This is a genomic window from Lysinibacillus sp. COL-1 (assembly GCF_059814265.1).
Genome location: NZ_JCAWSJ010000004.1, coordinates 1044811 through 1059237 on the forward strand (window position 1 = coordinate 1044811; position 14427 = coordinate 1059237).

Annotated in this window: 15 protein-coding genes and 1 riboswitch; of the genes, 13 read left to right on the top strand and 2 right to left on the bottom strand. The window is 37.7% G+C overall.

Features of this window, described 5'->3' with window-relative positions:
• The first annotated feature begins 115 nt into the window (after positions 1-115).
• From AC6BKE_RS13290 to AC6BKE_RS13325, 8 genes are all read left to right on the top strand, one after another.
• On the top strand, positions 116-832 hold the full coding sequence (locus AC6BKE_RS13290) for a response regulator transcription factor (protein ID WP_004232215.1): 717 nt from the start codon (positions 116-118) through the stop codon (positions 830-832).
• On the top strand, positions 825-2600 hold the full coding sequence (locus AC6BKE_RS13295) for an ATP-binding protein (protein ID WP_058843275.1): 1776 nt from the start codon (positions 825-827) through the stop codon (positions 2598-2600). Before AC6BKE_RS13290 ends, AC6BKE_RS13295 begins: the two co-directional genes overlap by 8 nt.
• Before the next feature lie 78 nt (positions 2601-2678).
• Positions 2679-3212, top strand: a complete 534-nt coding sequence (gene sigX / locus AC6BKE_RS13300; protein ID WP_036127894.1) for an RNA polymerase sigma factor SigX — start codon at positions 2679-2681, stop codon at positions 3210-3212.
• Complete coding sequence (locus AC6BKE_RS13305) at positions 3209-4489, top strand: RsiX family anti-sigma factor (RefSeq protein WP_058843276.1); 1281 nt, start codon at positions 3209-3211, stop codon at positions 4487-4489. The genes sigX and AC6BKE_RS13305 overlap by 4 nt, the downstream gene beginning before the upstream one ends.
• A 156-nt stretch (positions 4490-4645) precedes the next feature.
• A riboswitch (FMN riboswitch) is annotated at positions 4646-4833 on the top strand.
• A gap of 219 nt (positions 4834-5052) precedes the next feature.
• On the top strand, positions 5053-5640 hold the full coding sequence (locus tag AC6BKE_RS13310; protein ID WP_036127840.1) for an ECF transporter S component: 588 nt from the start codon (positions 5053-5055) through the stop codon (positions 5638-5640).
• Positions 5641-5825: 185 nt separating this feature from the next.
• Positions 5826-7172 (top strand): sodium-dependent transporter, encoded by a 1347-nt coding sequence (locus tag AC6BKE_RS13315; RefSeq protein WP_036127836.1) that lies wholly within the window; start codon positions 5826-5828, stop codon positions 7170-7172.
• Between the two features lie 190 nt (positions 7173-7362).
• Positions 7363-8697, top strand: coding sequence for a type I glutamate--ammonia ligase (gene glnA / locus AC6BKE_RS13320; RefSeq protein WP_499856903.1), 1335 nt, complete (start codon positions 7363-7365; stop codon positions 8695-8697).
• An 81-nt stretch (positions 8698-8778) separates the two neighbouring features.
• Positions 8779-8964, top strand: coding sequence for a sporulation protein Cse60 (locus AC6BKE_RS13325; RefSeq protein WP_036127831.1), 186 nt, complete (start codon positions 8779-8781; stop codon positions 8962-8964).
• 44 nt (positions 8965-9008) lie between these two features.
• On the opposite strand, the gene AC6BKE_RS13330 is transcribed toward AC6BKE_RS13325, so the two are convergent.
• Entirely contained in the window at positions 9009-9395 is a 387-nt protein-coding gene (locus AC6BKE_RS13330) for an NUDIX hydrolase (RefSeq protein ID WP_230593962.1), read from the bottom strand.
• Positions 9396-9597: 202 nt separating this feature from the next.
• Here AC6BKE_RS13330 and AC6BKE_RS13335 point away from each other — a divergent pair, with 202 nt between their 5' ends.
• From AC6BKE_RS13335 to AC6BKE_RS13345, 3 genes are all read left to right on the top strand, one after another.
• Positions 9598-10461, top strand: a complete 864-nt coding sequence (locus AC6BKE_RS13335; RefSeq protein WP_036127825.1) for an AraC family transcriptional regulator — start codon at positions 9598-9600, stop codon at positions 10459-10461.
• 157 nt (positions 10462-10618) lie between these two features.
• Positions 10619-11122: a pyridoxamine 5'-phosphate oxidase family protein gene (locus AC6BKE_RS13340; RefSeq protein ID WP_271912610.1), complete on the top strand. Its 504-nt coding sequence runs from the start codon at positions 10619-10621 to the stop codon at positions 11120-11122.
• Positions 11123-11340: 218 nt separating this feature from the next.
• Positions 11341-12111, top strand: a complete 771-nt coding sequence (locus AC6BKE_RS13345) for a GNAT family N-acetyltransferase (protein WP_499856904.1) — start codon at positions 11341-11343, stop codon at positions 12109-12111.
• 36 nt (positions 12112-12147) lie between these two features.
• On the opposite strand, the gene AC6BKE_RS13350 is transcribed toward AC6BKE_RS13345, so the two are convergent.
• Entirely contained in the window at positions 12148-12411 is a 264-nt protein-coding gene (locus AC6BKE_RS13350; RefSeq protein WP_499856905.1) for a Parvovirus coat protein VP1-like protein, read from the bottom strand.
• 180 nt (positions 12412-12591) lie between these two features.
• On the opposite strand from AC6BKE_RS13350, the gene AC6BKE_RS13355 reads away from it, so the two are divergent.
• The gene (locus AC6BKE_RS13355) at positions 12592-13641 is read left to right on the top strand and encodes a DUF418 domain-containing protein (RefSeq protein WP_499856906.1); all 1050 of its coding nucleotides are present in this window, start codon (positions 12592-12594) and stop codon (positions 13639-13641) included.
• 134 nt (positions 13642-13775) lie between these two features.
• The gene (locus AC6BKE_RS13360) at positions 13776-14405 is read left to right on the top strand and encodes a hypothetical protein (protein WP_499856907.1); all 630 of its coding nucleotides are present in this window, start codon (positions 13776-13778) and stop codon (positions 14403-14405) included.
• Positions 14406-14427 lie beyond the last annotated feature (22 nt).

A 14427-nucleotide genomic window follows, 5' to 3' on the forward strand; every position in this document is an offset into this window, starting at 1 on the left:
CTTGTAAAATAACAAGCCTTTTCGCTGTGGCGAAGAGGCTTTCTTTTCTTTTCAATATGTGTCACACCATGTACAATAGAAGTTAGAGAAAGATTGGAAGAGAGGGATCGTGAAAGTGTCAGAAAATATTTCAGTATTAGTAGTAGACGACGAGGATCGTATTCGCCGATTATTAAAAATGTACCTAGAGCGAGAAGGATACCTTGTTGACGAGGCAGAAAATGGTGAACAAGCGATCGAAAAATCTTTAGAAAAAGAGTATCACTGTATTTTACTTGATATTATGATGCCTGAAAAAGACGGGCTAGAAGTGTGTGCGGAAATTCGAGAACGCGCAGCAACACCGATTATTTTATTAACTGCAAAGGGCGAGGAAGCGAATCGTGTACAAGGCTTTGAGCTTGGCGCAGATGACTATATTGTAAAGCCATTTAGTCCTCGTGAGGTTGTGTTACGTGTGAAGGCTATTTTACGTCGTTCACAGGCTTTCTCACCAACGACAAATGCCTCTTCTTCAAAAGATTTAGTAGTGTTCCAGCATTTAATGATCGATCATGATGCACACCGTGTAACGGCAGAGGGCATTGAGGTTAATTTAACACCGAAAGAGTATGAATTACTATACTTCTTAGCAAAATCGCCAGACAAAGTATTTGACCGTGAACAATTACTAAAAGAGGTTTGGCATTATGACTTCTTTGGTGATTTACGTACAGTTGACACACACGTAAAACGTTTACGTGAAAAGCTCAACCGAGTTTCTGAAAACGCTGCTAAAATGATTGTGACGGTTTGGGGCGTTGGATACAAATTTGAGGTTGTCAATGAATAGAATATGGAATAGTGTTGTCGGGAAGCTATGGGTAACCATATTGCTTCTCGTTTCATTTGTATTATTTGTTTTCACGGTATTGATGCTTGAATTTCTTCAAAACTATCATATGCAGCAAGCCGAAATATCTTTACGGCAAACAGCTGCAACAGTAGCAAGTATAGTGGATGACAATGAAACAGCGGAATCTACTTCGGAATTATTAAAAGATATCTTACCTACAGGAACCAATGCATTAATTGCAATCAATCATGTTGAAGTATCCTTTGCCATGCAGGAGGGTGTCAACAAAAAAGAAATACAAGAGACCATTTTAGCCAATAAATCGTTTCGAGAAGTATTTCAATCAGATGAACCTATTACAAAAGAAATGATGATGCCTTCTTCGACAGATCAAGAAAAAATGGAATCTTATGTCGTGCTAGGTTTCCCATTAAATGTTGAAAATGCAGTACACGGAGCTGTCTTCATCTATCAAAGCCCAGATGCACTACATAAAACCTCTAAGGAAACAACGAAAATTGTTTTTTTGGCGGCTTTCATTGCATTTGTGCTGACGACATTCTTCGCGTTTTTCCTTTCCTCACGTATTACGTCACCACTTAGAAAAATGCGAGAGTTGGCTTTTGAAATTGCGAAGGGTAATTTTGAAGCGAAAATGCCAACAACTCAAAATGATGAAATTGGTCAACTTGCTGTTGCCTTCAATCAAATGGGCCGTCAATTAAAGCATAACTTAGAGGTCATCAATCAAGAAAATGAACAACTTTCAAATATTTTGACATCTATGACAGATGCAGTTATTACATTTAACCGTGACCTTACAATATTATTAAGTAATCCACCAGCTGAACGACTTATGCAAAAATGGTTCGTCAATAAAGGCTCACAAAGTGCTAAACCTATTCCTCCAGAGCTGTATCATATGCTTGATCATGTGCTAATGTTTGAGGATAAACTAGAAGAGGAAATTGAAATGGATGGTAACTACTATACATTTACTATTAGCCCTCTTTATAGTGGTGACATGATACGTGGCGCTGTGGCTGTTATTCGTGATATGACTGAGCAACATCGCTTAGAAAAACTACGATCCGATTTTATCGCCAATGTCTCTCATGAGCTACGGACACCAATTGCCATGCTGCAAGGATATTCTGAAGCATTAATGGATGATGATTTTATTCAGGATCAGGAAGAACGTAATGAGATTACTAAAATCATTTATGATGAATCGAAGCGGATGGGGCGTCTTGTAACAGATTTATTAGATTTAGCACGCATGGAATCGGGACATATGACGCTGTATAAAGATGAATTACCGATTAATTCTACATTCGAACGTATTACTCAAAAATTTGCACAGGTTGCAAAGGAAAAACACGTTCGTCTATTGTTTGAAAGTGAATTTAATGACGATGCCATGATTAATATCGATGAGGATCGTATTGAACAAGTGCTCACAAATCTAGTAGATAATGCACTTAGACATACGGATGAAGGAGCAGTCACTGTAAAAGTTGAGCAGGAACCAACATTCGCTAAAATATCTGTTCAAGATACAGGGCACGGCATTCCTCATGACGACTTACCTTATGTCTTTGAACGTTTTTATAAAGCAGATAAGGCACGTACCCGTTCAAAAGGTGGTACGGGTCTCGGCTTAGCCATTGCGAGAAATATTGTGAAGGCACACTCAGGTAATATTATGGTAGACAGTGTGCTGAAAGAAGGTACGACCTTCACGTTTTATTTACCGTTCGATTAATAACATGTATTGCTATTAATTGGCTGTAACTTTCACGAATGTAAGACGACAAATATTATAGAACGGGGGTGGAGTGCTTTGAATGACTCCGTGTTCCATCGACTATACGATGCATATCACCAAGACGTGTTCCAGTTTTTAATATATTTAGTAAAAAACCGTACATTGGCTGAAGATTTAGCACATGAAGTTTATGTACGAGTATTGCGCTCATATGATCAATTTGCAGGTAATAGTAGTGAGAAAACATGGCTTTTTGCTATTGCCAAAAATGTAGCGATTGATCATTTTAGAAAGCAGGCTGTACGCCAGAAGCATTCACTTGATTTCTTTGACTGGGAAACGGAACAGCTCCATTCAACCACACCATCACCGGAAGATATGCTACAGGCCAGTGATGAATTTATGCAAGTAGCGTCAGCACTGGAAAACTGTACAGGCGACCAAAAAATGGTCATTATTATGCGCTATTTTCAGGATTTATCGATTGCAGAAACTGCTCAAATATTAGATTGGACAGAAGCTAAGGTAAAAACGACCCAGCATCGAGCCATAAAATTTTTAAGGCAACAGCTACAGCCGATTAGAGAACAGGAGGCGAAACGGCAATGACGCATAAGCCATTTGATGATGAGCAGCTTGAACATGTATTGAACAATGCCCCTAAGCTTTCTGACCACCGTTCAAAAGAGGACATATTAAATCGGTTAATGGCAGATGCTCGCTTGCAGGATAACAGTTACCTTCAAGAAGCGATACAACAACCAAAAGAGGATGAACAAAAGCAAAGCAATTCCTCCATCCAAGAAGAACGAACAACACGATCTAAGCTTCGTAAAATGCCAATTTTTATGAGCATTGCAGCAGTTTTTGCGTTAACGATACTTGTAGGCTCAATGGTCATGAATAATGATGTTGGACATAAAGATCAAGCTAGTACTGCCGATACGGCTACCTATTCTACTTTACAGGAAGATCTTTCTCCAAAGGAGGCTGCTACGCAAGACGAAGCACTCCAATCTCCTATCGTAGCAGAGCATGAGCGCATGTTATCTTTACGGTCATCTGTCTATGAGGAAGATGTGAAAGATGCTGTCGTTTTCCGTATTGGCTTAGCAGGGCGAGATGCGGAAAGTGTACCAATGACGTATGTGATACCAAATGAGCGAGTAGCAACGGATTTTGGAACAGAAAAACCTTCTACTTTACAGATGTATGAAAAATACGCGCCTCAAATAGATGAGAAAGCTAAAGGATTTACTGATTACCATCCTTACAAAGGTGAGCTGAAGGAGAAGGACGATAAGCTTGTCCATGTGCTACCAAAGGACAATAGCTATGATGTTGCTTCTGCTACTGTCAATGAGTACAAAGGAACTTTGGAGGATACATTCTCTGATTCTGAATATACAGAAGTTGAGATTCAAAATGAAGATGGAACACCTTATGAGTTTTCTCAAGAAGGTGAGCCAAGTCCACCTATGTCATTAACGAACGCCAAGCATTATAATTATTATATATATCAAGATGGTACAGGTGCAGAATATTTATCACCAGATTTCCGTCAAACATTTGCAAATGTCACAGAGGCGCTCACACTGATGAAAAATAAAAATGATGATGTCTATGTGTCCGTTGTTCCTGAAAACGTATCATATACGGTGACAGAGGAAGCAGAGGGCGTAGTCGTTACATTTGATCTTCCGCTTGATTTAACATCAATGGAACCGATTCGTGCCACACAACTGATTGAGGCCATGATGTTAACGGCTGCTAGCTTTGACCAACAATTACGCCTAAATAATGTTGTCCAAGAAAGCTGGGAGGGCTTTGATTTAAAAATGTTTTTACCAAAGCCTGTAGGGCCAAATAAGCAATATATGCCTTAGTCAAAGAAAATAACAATAAGAAATGGAGCATTCCTGTTCGGTGAGGATGCTCCATTTTTTTTACAATGCATACAAGTCTAATAGGTTTTTTGAGCAGAACTATTTACTTTTTGTTGATAATTCTTTATAGTAAAACTGTAGTATAAAATAATAGTGATTCATCTTCGGGGCAGGGTGAAAATCCCGACCGGCGGTAATAGAGTGCTAAACCGTTAATGTTTATTCATTAACTCGAATGGTTTAGGCAAAACTCTTTAGCCCGCGACCTGTGCAAATTTATTTGCATGGCTGACTTGGTGAAATTCCAAGGCCGACAGTTACAGTCTGGATGGGAGAAGATGGAGGTACGATCGTCATTCATTGTTATGAAATGAACTATGACCGAGCGCTTTTTTTGTATGGCTTTTAAAATAGTGCTCAAAAAATAGTTTAGATTGACGCTTATTCGTCATGCCTTTCTCCCTTGTGCTTTTTAATGCATAAGGGTTTTTTCATGCTAACAATTGAAAGATCGTCACCTTTCTTCTTGCGAGATTGAATCAGCAAAGAGGAGAGAGTTTTCTATGAAGAAAAATGTTAAACTTCAATCGTTTATTACGATTGGTATGCTGAGCAGTATTTCGTTTTTATTAATGCTTTTTAATTTCCCAATACCGCCGTTCCCAGCATTTTTGGAAGTGGACTTTAGTGATATGCCTGCATTAATAGCGGCCATCACAATGGGACCTGTAGCTGGTATTTTAGTAGAATTATTTAAAAATGTGTTGGATTGGATTTTCTCGGGTACGCCAACAGGTGTGCCAGTAGGGCATATTGCCAACTTTACAACAGGCATTTTATTTATTTTGCCAGTTAGCTTTATTTTTAATCGTTTTAAAACGACTGCTGGTCTTGTTGGAGGTTTAGCGACAGGAACAGTCGTGATGGCAGTAGGAATGAGCGTTTTGAACTATGTTATATTTTTACCGATGTACACATATTTCCTTGGTATGGAACCTGTTGTAGGTGACTCCCTTTATAAAATGATCGTCGCTGGAATTTTACCATTTAATATTGTAAAAGGTATTTTATTAACAGCTATTATGGCGTTTTTATTTACTACAATGCGCAAATGGATCGACCGCCAGCGCTCTATGTATATAGCAAAATAATGGACCATAAACCTCGAGTAGTTAGCTCGAGGTTTTTTTGTGGGAAGAAGTGATGGGACGAATAAAATTAGAAAAAAGTAGTAGAAAATGCTCGTGCTCTAGTGCTTTATTATTATAATCTAGTCGAAGAACACATTTTCATGTAGAATAGAGGGGAGTTTAGAAAGTTTGAGGAGTTTGAAGAGATGAGTGAAAAAAAGGGACAGTGGTCTAGTAAATTAGGATTTATTTTAGCATCAGCGGGTGCTGCGATTGGACTAGGAGCAATTTGGAAGCTACCGTATGTAACGGGGCAAAGTGGTGGAGGTGCATTCTTCCTAATCTTTGTGTTATTTACGTTATTAATAGGGTTGCCAATGCTATTGTCCGAGTATGTTTTAGGGCGTGGTACACAATCGGAGGCGGTAACCGCGTATAAAAAGGTTGCTCCGACAAAACCAGGATGGGCTTGGATTGGCCGAATGGGTGTGCTAGGTTGTTTTTTATTATTAACATTTTATAGTGTTGTTGGAGGTTGGATTTTTATTTACAGCGGGCTAGGCGTCGCTGGTGCTGTGATAGATCCTGCGATTGATCCAGCTGCACTATTTGGAAAAATTATAGGTACACCTTGGATTACGCTAGTAGGTTTAGCTTTGTTTACATTAGCTAACGTACTCGTTATTTCATTAGGTGTACAAAATGGTATTGAAAAGGCGAATAAATGGATGATGCCGTTACTCTTTGTGATGTTCATTGTTCTGGTTGTGCGTGCTGTCACATTAGATGGCGCAATGGAGGGAGTGAAATTCTTCTTATGGCCTGATTTCTCAAATATTACTGGTAGGGCATTATTAGAAGCGTTAGGACAATCATTCTTTGGATTAGCTGTAGGATTTTCTTGTCTTGTTACATATAGTTCCTATCTAAAAAAAGATGTCAGCCTTCCAAATTCAGCAGGTTCTGTTGTGCTCTTAACCGTGCTTGTATCATTTTTAGCGGGTTTAGCAATCTTCCCTGTTGTGTTTGCCTTTGATTTAGAGCCAGCCGCGGGACCGGGCTTGTTGTTCATGGTGCTGCCGACAGCTTTTAGTCAAATGCCGTTTGGAGAATTATTTTTAGCGATGTTTTTATTGCTATTTTTATTTGCTACATTAACGTCATCATTTAGTTTATATGAGATTATCGTAGCGGCATTTATGGAACATAGTCAGAAATCTCGTCCGATGTGGACGCTTTTACTTGGTGTAGTCGTATTGATTGCGGCTATTCCAGCGGCACTTTCTTCTAGTGTTTTATCGGATGTAACCATTTTTGAGAAAAGTATTTTTGATGCCACTGATTTTTTAGTGTCGAATATAATGCTGCCATTAGGAAATTTATTCATTGCTATTTTTATTGCCCACATAGTGGATAAGGAATTTGTAAGGAAAGAACTGTTAATGGGTAGTCACTTAGGGCAGGGCTATTATGCAACATATCGTATGTTAATGTTAGTCGTTGTACCGATCGTTATTCTAGTTGTGTTCATTAATATGCTATTACAATATTAAAATAAAAAAAGTGTATCCATTGTGGAAATGGATACACTTTTTTTATGCATCGAAAATCAAGATAAATATATTCTAAAAAAAACTATGTTATAAAACCTCACATATCTATTGCGTGAATTTCAATTTTCATGTATTTTAAGAACAGTTATAAAAACGTATGTTAACTAAATTTACATTGGAGTGGTGAAGAGTGAAACATTACACAAAAGAAGATATTATACGCCGAGTAAAAGAAGAAAATGTGAAATTTATTCGCCTACAATTTACGGATATATTAGGAACAATCAAAAATGTGGAAGTCCCTGTCAGTCAGTTAGAAAAAGCATTAGATAATAAAGTCATGTTTGATGGTTCATCCATTGAAGGTTTTGTGCGTATAGAGGAATCTGATATGTATTTAAAGCCTGACTTTGATACATTCGTGATTTTTCCTTGGACTGCTGAGAAAGGCAAGGTGGCTCGTTTTATTTGTGATATTGCCAGACCAGATGGAACGCCGTTTGAAGGAGATCCGCGCTCCAATTTGAAACGCGTTTTAAAGGAAATGGAGGAGTTAGGCTTTACTTCCTTTAATTTAGGGCCAGAGCCAGAGTTCTTCTTATTCAAACTGGATGATAAGGGGCATCCAACACTAGAGTTAAATGATAGTGGAGGCTACTTCGATTTAGCACCGACAGATTTGGGAGAGAATTGTCGTCGTGATATCGTTTTAGAGTTAGAGGGAATGGGCTTTGAAATTGAAGCCTCCCATCATGAAGTCGCACCTGGTCAGCATGAAATTGATTTTAAGTATGCTAGTGCCATTGAGGCATGTGATAACATACAAACGTTTAAGTTAGTCGTAAAAACCATTGCTGCACAGCATGGTCTCCATGCAACATTTATGCCAAAGCCATTATTCGGTGTAAACGGCTCAGGAATGCATTTTAATCTATCATTATTCGAGGGTGATAAAAATGCCTTCTATGATGAACATGCAGACTTACAATTAAGTGCAACGGCACGTAGTTTTATGGCAGGGATTATAAAGCATGTACACGGCTTTACCGCTATTACGAATCCACTTGTTAATTCCTATAAACGACTAGTGCCTGGCTATGAGGCTCCTTGTTATGTCGCGTGGTCTGCTCAAAACCGTTCACCACTAATTCGTATTCCAGCAGCTCGTGGACTATCTACTCGAATTGAATTGCGTTCAGTTGATCCAGCCGCAAATCCATACTTAGCAATGGCTGTTATTTTAGCATCTGGACTTGATGGCATACGGAAAGATTTAATGCCACCTGCAGCAGTAGATCGTAATATTTATAAAATGACAGCAGGAGAGCGAGAGTTGAACGGAATTGATAGCTTACCTTCCTCATTAGAATATGCGTTGATTGAATTAGAGATGGATACCATTGTTCGTAATGCACTAGGCGATCATATTTATGATAAATTTACAGTCGCCAAAGAAATTGAGTGGAATAAATATCGCACACGCGTCCACAACTGGGAACGTGAGGAGTATTTAACGATGTACTAAAAAGCGTTGGAGCTGTTTTGGCTCCAACACTTTTACATTTCCTTTCTTTTCATCTATTATTAGAGAAAAGGAGTGTGGGCAATGACACAAACGACCCAGGTTGTGACCATTCAAAACAATGATATTGTGCAATTTGAACATGACATTAACCGGGCTTTAGTAGATTTAAGAAGCTTTTTAATACTTGATATCAAATACAATACGCTCTATATTGGCGAACAGACAGTCATCCATTCTGCTTTAATTATTTATCAACAAAACGATTAGCAATATGTACTTGAGATGAGTCATGTCATTAAGACGTGACTTTTTTATTGAAATAAAGATAAAAGAAAGGCACGATCTTCTGGAAAAGTTAATGACAATTGGGCCACTTCATTTTTTGATTGCCAAGCAATGTCATAAATTAATTCGTCAGGATCATGAATCATCATTTGTCCGTCAATCATAACTGTTTCAAAGTAATGAACTTCCACAGCTTCATTCTGCTTACAATAAATTTCTTTTAGAATAGCCACTATATAGCCCGTTTCTTCATAAACCTCTCGAATACAGCAAGCCTTAAAATCTTCCGCTGCTTCTTTACCACCTGATGGAACAGCCCACGTTTTTTCTTCTTCCACCGTTCCTTGTAAAACCATTAATAATTGATTGTTATCGTTCAAACAAATAGCAGCAGCACCTTGCCATTTTCCCAAGAGAAAAACCTCCATTTCATTTCTATTTATACTTAATTTACCTATTAAAGAACGTAGTTGTAAATATGTGTAGGGTGGAGGGTGAAAATAAGTAGGGAGAATCGTCGGGAAAATACTTCCCTTTTAACCTGTCCAAAGTTAGCATAAAAAGACAGGTTATACAGCAATATCTATTTTATGATGGAATCAAGGAGTGAAAGCAATGAGTTGGATTGAGTCGATTCAAAAGGCCATTAATTTTATGGAGGATCATTTATTAGAGGACATTACGATTGAACAGATTGCACAGGAGGTTAATTCATCTGTCTTTCATTTTCAACGCACGTTTGCAATTTTGACGGATATGTCCATTGCTGATTATCTGCGACGAAGAAGATTGACATTAGCTGCACAAGAATTAATAGGCACGGAACAAAAAATAATCGATCTCGCCTACAAATATGGCTATGAAACTCCTGAAGCTTTTACAAAAGCGTTTCGTAAGCAGCACCATATAACGCCTAGTGAAGCAAGAAAGAAACAAGGGCCATTACAATCATACAATTGCCTGGTCATCCAGGTAAGCTTGAAGGGAGCAGAACCAATGAAGTATAAAATCGTAGAAAAAGAAAAGTTTCAAATTGTTGGAGTGAAAAGAACGTACAACTGTCAAGACGGGGAGAACACACGAGAAATTCCTCTATTTTGGCAAGAGGTAAATCAAAGTGGCTTCGACCATCAACTATACCAATTAAATAATGGCAATATCAATGGAGTACTAGGTGTTTGTGTACCAAATACAAACCAAGGACAAAAGGGTTTCATTGATTACTGGATTGCTACAGATCATGTAGGGGAAGTAGGAGAAGATCTATTAACAATGGAAGTACCTGCCTCCAAATGGGTTGTCTTTGAAGTACATGGCCCTATGCCAGATGCGATGCAAAATACGTGGAAGCAAATTTATTCAGAGTGGTTCCCGTCCAATCCATACGAACCAGCAGGAACAGCGGAACTTGAGGTTTATCCTGAAGAGGATGCCTATAGTCCTGACTCCTATTCTGAAATTTGGATTCCAATTAAATAACAAGAAAGCCAAGAATGCATGGATTAAGCATTCTTGGCTTTTATTATTCAAAAGAAAATTTATCCTTTTTTTAGGTGTGTTAAAGATGTAAAATATATGTATGTTTAAAATAAACGATTGAGTTAATCGTGATATATTTTCATGAGGGGGTTAAAGTATGATGAGAGGTACGATTCAAAACAAGCGTGTAGAAATTTCACAAGAGGAAGCACAGCATTTCTTAAAAGTAGGGCAAGTAGCACATGTTGCAACGGTTGGTGAGGAAGGTTTTCCATACGTTATTCCGTTTGTCTATGTATATGAGGGAGAAGATAAACTATATTTGCATATTGGTAATATTCGAGAAAGCCATTTTTGGTCAAATATTAAACAAAATCCTAAAATCTGTATCGAAGTGAGTGAGATGGGTGATTTACATCCAGGGAAAAAATATGCCTGTCAATCTGCACTTGTGTATCAAAGCGTGGTGTTGTTTGGACAGGTCGTACGCATTGAGGAGGAGTCGAAGAAAGAATGGTTTTTTGATGCACTGCTTGAGAAGTATGGCAATCCTGCATGGACATTTGAAAAAGAAGGCTATCCAATTCTGCCTAAAATCGAGTTGTTTGAAGTACAAATAGAGAAGTTAACAGGGAAAATTAATCATGGCATGTATCACTAAATGAAGAAGCTAAGAATGATAGAATTCTATCATTCTTAGCTTTTAAATTTGATTTCGCTAAAGCGTATAGTTAGCCAGCAAAGTAAAATTTAATTTTTTCCAGCCTCCAAGATTTTCGTGATATTGGATGCAAAATATGGCTATCTGCGCATCATTCAGTCCCTTTAACTAAATTTATCTATTATTATAAGAGAATAGAAATAACAGGAGGAGGTAGCATGATGAAAATTATAGAGGCTCATTACCCAATCATTAAACAAACCATTAAAAGAGCCCCGACATTTGTGTATAGTATACTAGATCAATTAATAGAAGGTACGGTCTATACAGACACAGAGAATTTACAAACATTATTATTTCAAACAAAATCAGGAATCTATTTTGTAGCTGGCGATTCAATTCATACGGTACTTGACGATCAGCTTGTCTGTTGTTTTCAACAGTCTATAGAGCAAAAGAAACGTTTTACCTTATTTTCTTATTCAGAACATTGGAATATTAAAATTGAACAACTGCTAAATGACCAACTTCGAAAATTAGAGCGCTATACCTTTACTTTCGATGAAAGTTTGTATGATTCTAGAGAGGAGCGGGAAGTACCCAATTTTGAGGTTATGCCTATTACTCATCATCATATAAAAAATGCACAGGCGTTTACCTATGCTTACTACGATGAATATTGGGATTCAACAGCTAATTTCCTTGAAAATGGTTTTGGCTATTGCTTAGTGCTGCAAGAGCAAATCGTTAGTGAAGCTGTCTCTATTTTTAAATCAAATGATTTTGCAGAAATTGATATTATGACAGATTCGAATTTTAGGGGGCAAGGATTAGCTGGCAGGGTTGCCCACATTTTTATCGATCATTGTCTTGCCAACCAGCTAAAGCCTTGCTGGGATTGTGATGTGTCAAATACCGCATCTATGTATCTAGGCACAAAGCTTGGTTTTACGACTCCGCAAAAATATGCTATTTATACAAAGAAGTAGCCCACGCTGTTTGCAAAAACATCGTGAGCGTCATTGTTAAAAAAATCGATGACGTAATTCGAAAACGCGATAAAACAAACGGGCATCTCTAGCCATTTTATGATTTGCATTCATATGGGGGCGGAGGCATTGTTGAAACAATTCATCACAGAACTTTGTGCTACCATGGCGTGCATAGCATTCATCATGCAATTTACAGCAACTATCCACAGCATTTTTAGGCTCACCTGGTCCTGAGCAACCAGGTCCACAGTATCGATAACCGGGATAACAAAAACCGAGCTTGCGATTTCTATTCATCTGTTAAACCTCTCTTTACGATGTTTTTACTATAAAATATGAAACATTTTTTTGAAGAAGCGGATGAAAAACTATAAGACTATTTTTGATTTGTAAGGTTCCTGTAAGCTTTAAAAAAAATAGCTGTAAGGATGGGGAGTTATGCTAGCTATAGCATAAAAGATAAGGAGTTAATTCAACATGAATCCATCTGTTACACAAAAGGAACGTATCGTTTCCTTAGACATTATTCGAGGATTAGCGTTATTCGGTATTTTATTTATTAATGTAGGTGCCTATGTGGTCCTCATAGAGGGAGGTCCTATGCCTGATATGAGTGGTATCAATGGCATCATTGATTCACTTATTGATATTTTCATTGAAAAGAAATTCTTCTCTATCTTTTCATTTCTGTTTGGCGTTGGCTTTTATATTTTTGCTTCACGTGCAGAAGCTCGTGGGGATAGACCAAGAAAGCGTTTTGCTAGACGTTTATTGGCGCTATTATTGATTGGCATTATTCATATTTTTCTATTTTGGGGTTCCATCTTAGCCATTTATGCGGTGATTGGATTTTTATTGCTACCATTTTACTCTGTCAAGATTTCAACTATTAGTAAATGGTTATTTACCATCATTTCACTTCATATTCTTGTTATCCTAGGTCAAATGTATATGCCAAATAATGCTGTTTTATCAGCTATTTATGGCTTATTAGGCAATGATGCCGTAGCGATTTTTATCATGTTTTTAAGTGGTTTTTTAGTTGCAAAAGCTGGTTGGGTTGGCGATATTAGTGAGCATGCTCAAAAAATAAAAAGAGTGCTTTATAGTACATGTCCATTCTTTATTGGATTTTCTCTATGGATTTGGTTCGCATCACAAGCAGATGACCAACAAATCCAATCAATTATTGGCTTAGGAGTTGTGCCAACAACCTATTTTTATTTAAGCTGTTTATTTTTACTATTAGAAAATAAACAAATAGCGAAGCTGCTTCAACCAATTGGACGTGTAGGACAAATGGCGTTTACAAACTATTTGATGCAAAGCTTTATTGGGACGGCTATCATTTCGTTAATGGGCTTACAAGTTGTTTCACCATCAGAAATAGTAATCATTGCAAGCATTACTTTTATCATTCAAATTATCTTTAGTGTGATTTGGTTTAAATTCTTTTCAATTGGACCATTCGAAAAGCTATGGCGATTTATGACTTATGGCAAAAAATCTGTGACAAAGCAATCATAAAACTCTGGAAATCCCAAACATGCATACTGTTTGGGATTTTTTTGCTAAAATTAATTGTATGTTTTTGTAAAAGTGAAACCTATCATGATAGACAATCGTAAACTAGAGAACAGAAATAAAGGAGCGTTTATAATATGGCAAAGCAAATGAAAAAATATATGGCTGTGACAACAGCATCTTTTATGGCTGTGCAATTAGCAGCATGTGGCAATAGCGAAACACAGACAGTAGCTTCTTCTACGTCTACCCTAGTAACGGAAGATCAAGGTCAAGGAAACACAAATGAAGAGATAGCAAGTGTTTATAATAGTGAAATGGCAGATGCCTGTGATGAATGGCAAGAAGGAGACGATGGCTCCTATGAATGTCTTGATGAAAATTCTCCTTACTATGCACAGCATTTCTTTAATGAGCTTATGTATGCAACTGCTGGAGCAATGATTGGAAGTGCTATTTATAAAAGTCGTAATTTAAAAAATGGCACAGATCGAAATGAGCAAAATGGTGGCGGTTCTGCAGTACCGCGATCGACACAAAGTGGTAATGCAAATAATAAATCTACAAATGGTATTACAAACAGTTCAAAAAATAAGGCTGGTACAACTTCAAATGGTTCAAATACTTATTCGAGTGGACAACGCTCTTATTCAACAGACAGTTCATCAAGAAACACGAACTCCTATTCTAATAGCTCCTCCTCCAGCACAGGAAAATCTGGTTTTGGTTCAGGTGGAGCATCCCGTGGCGGCTCGTCCTCCTCATAAAGTGTGGAAAGGGAGCAAATAA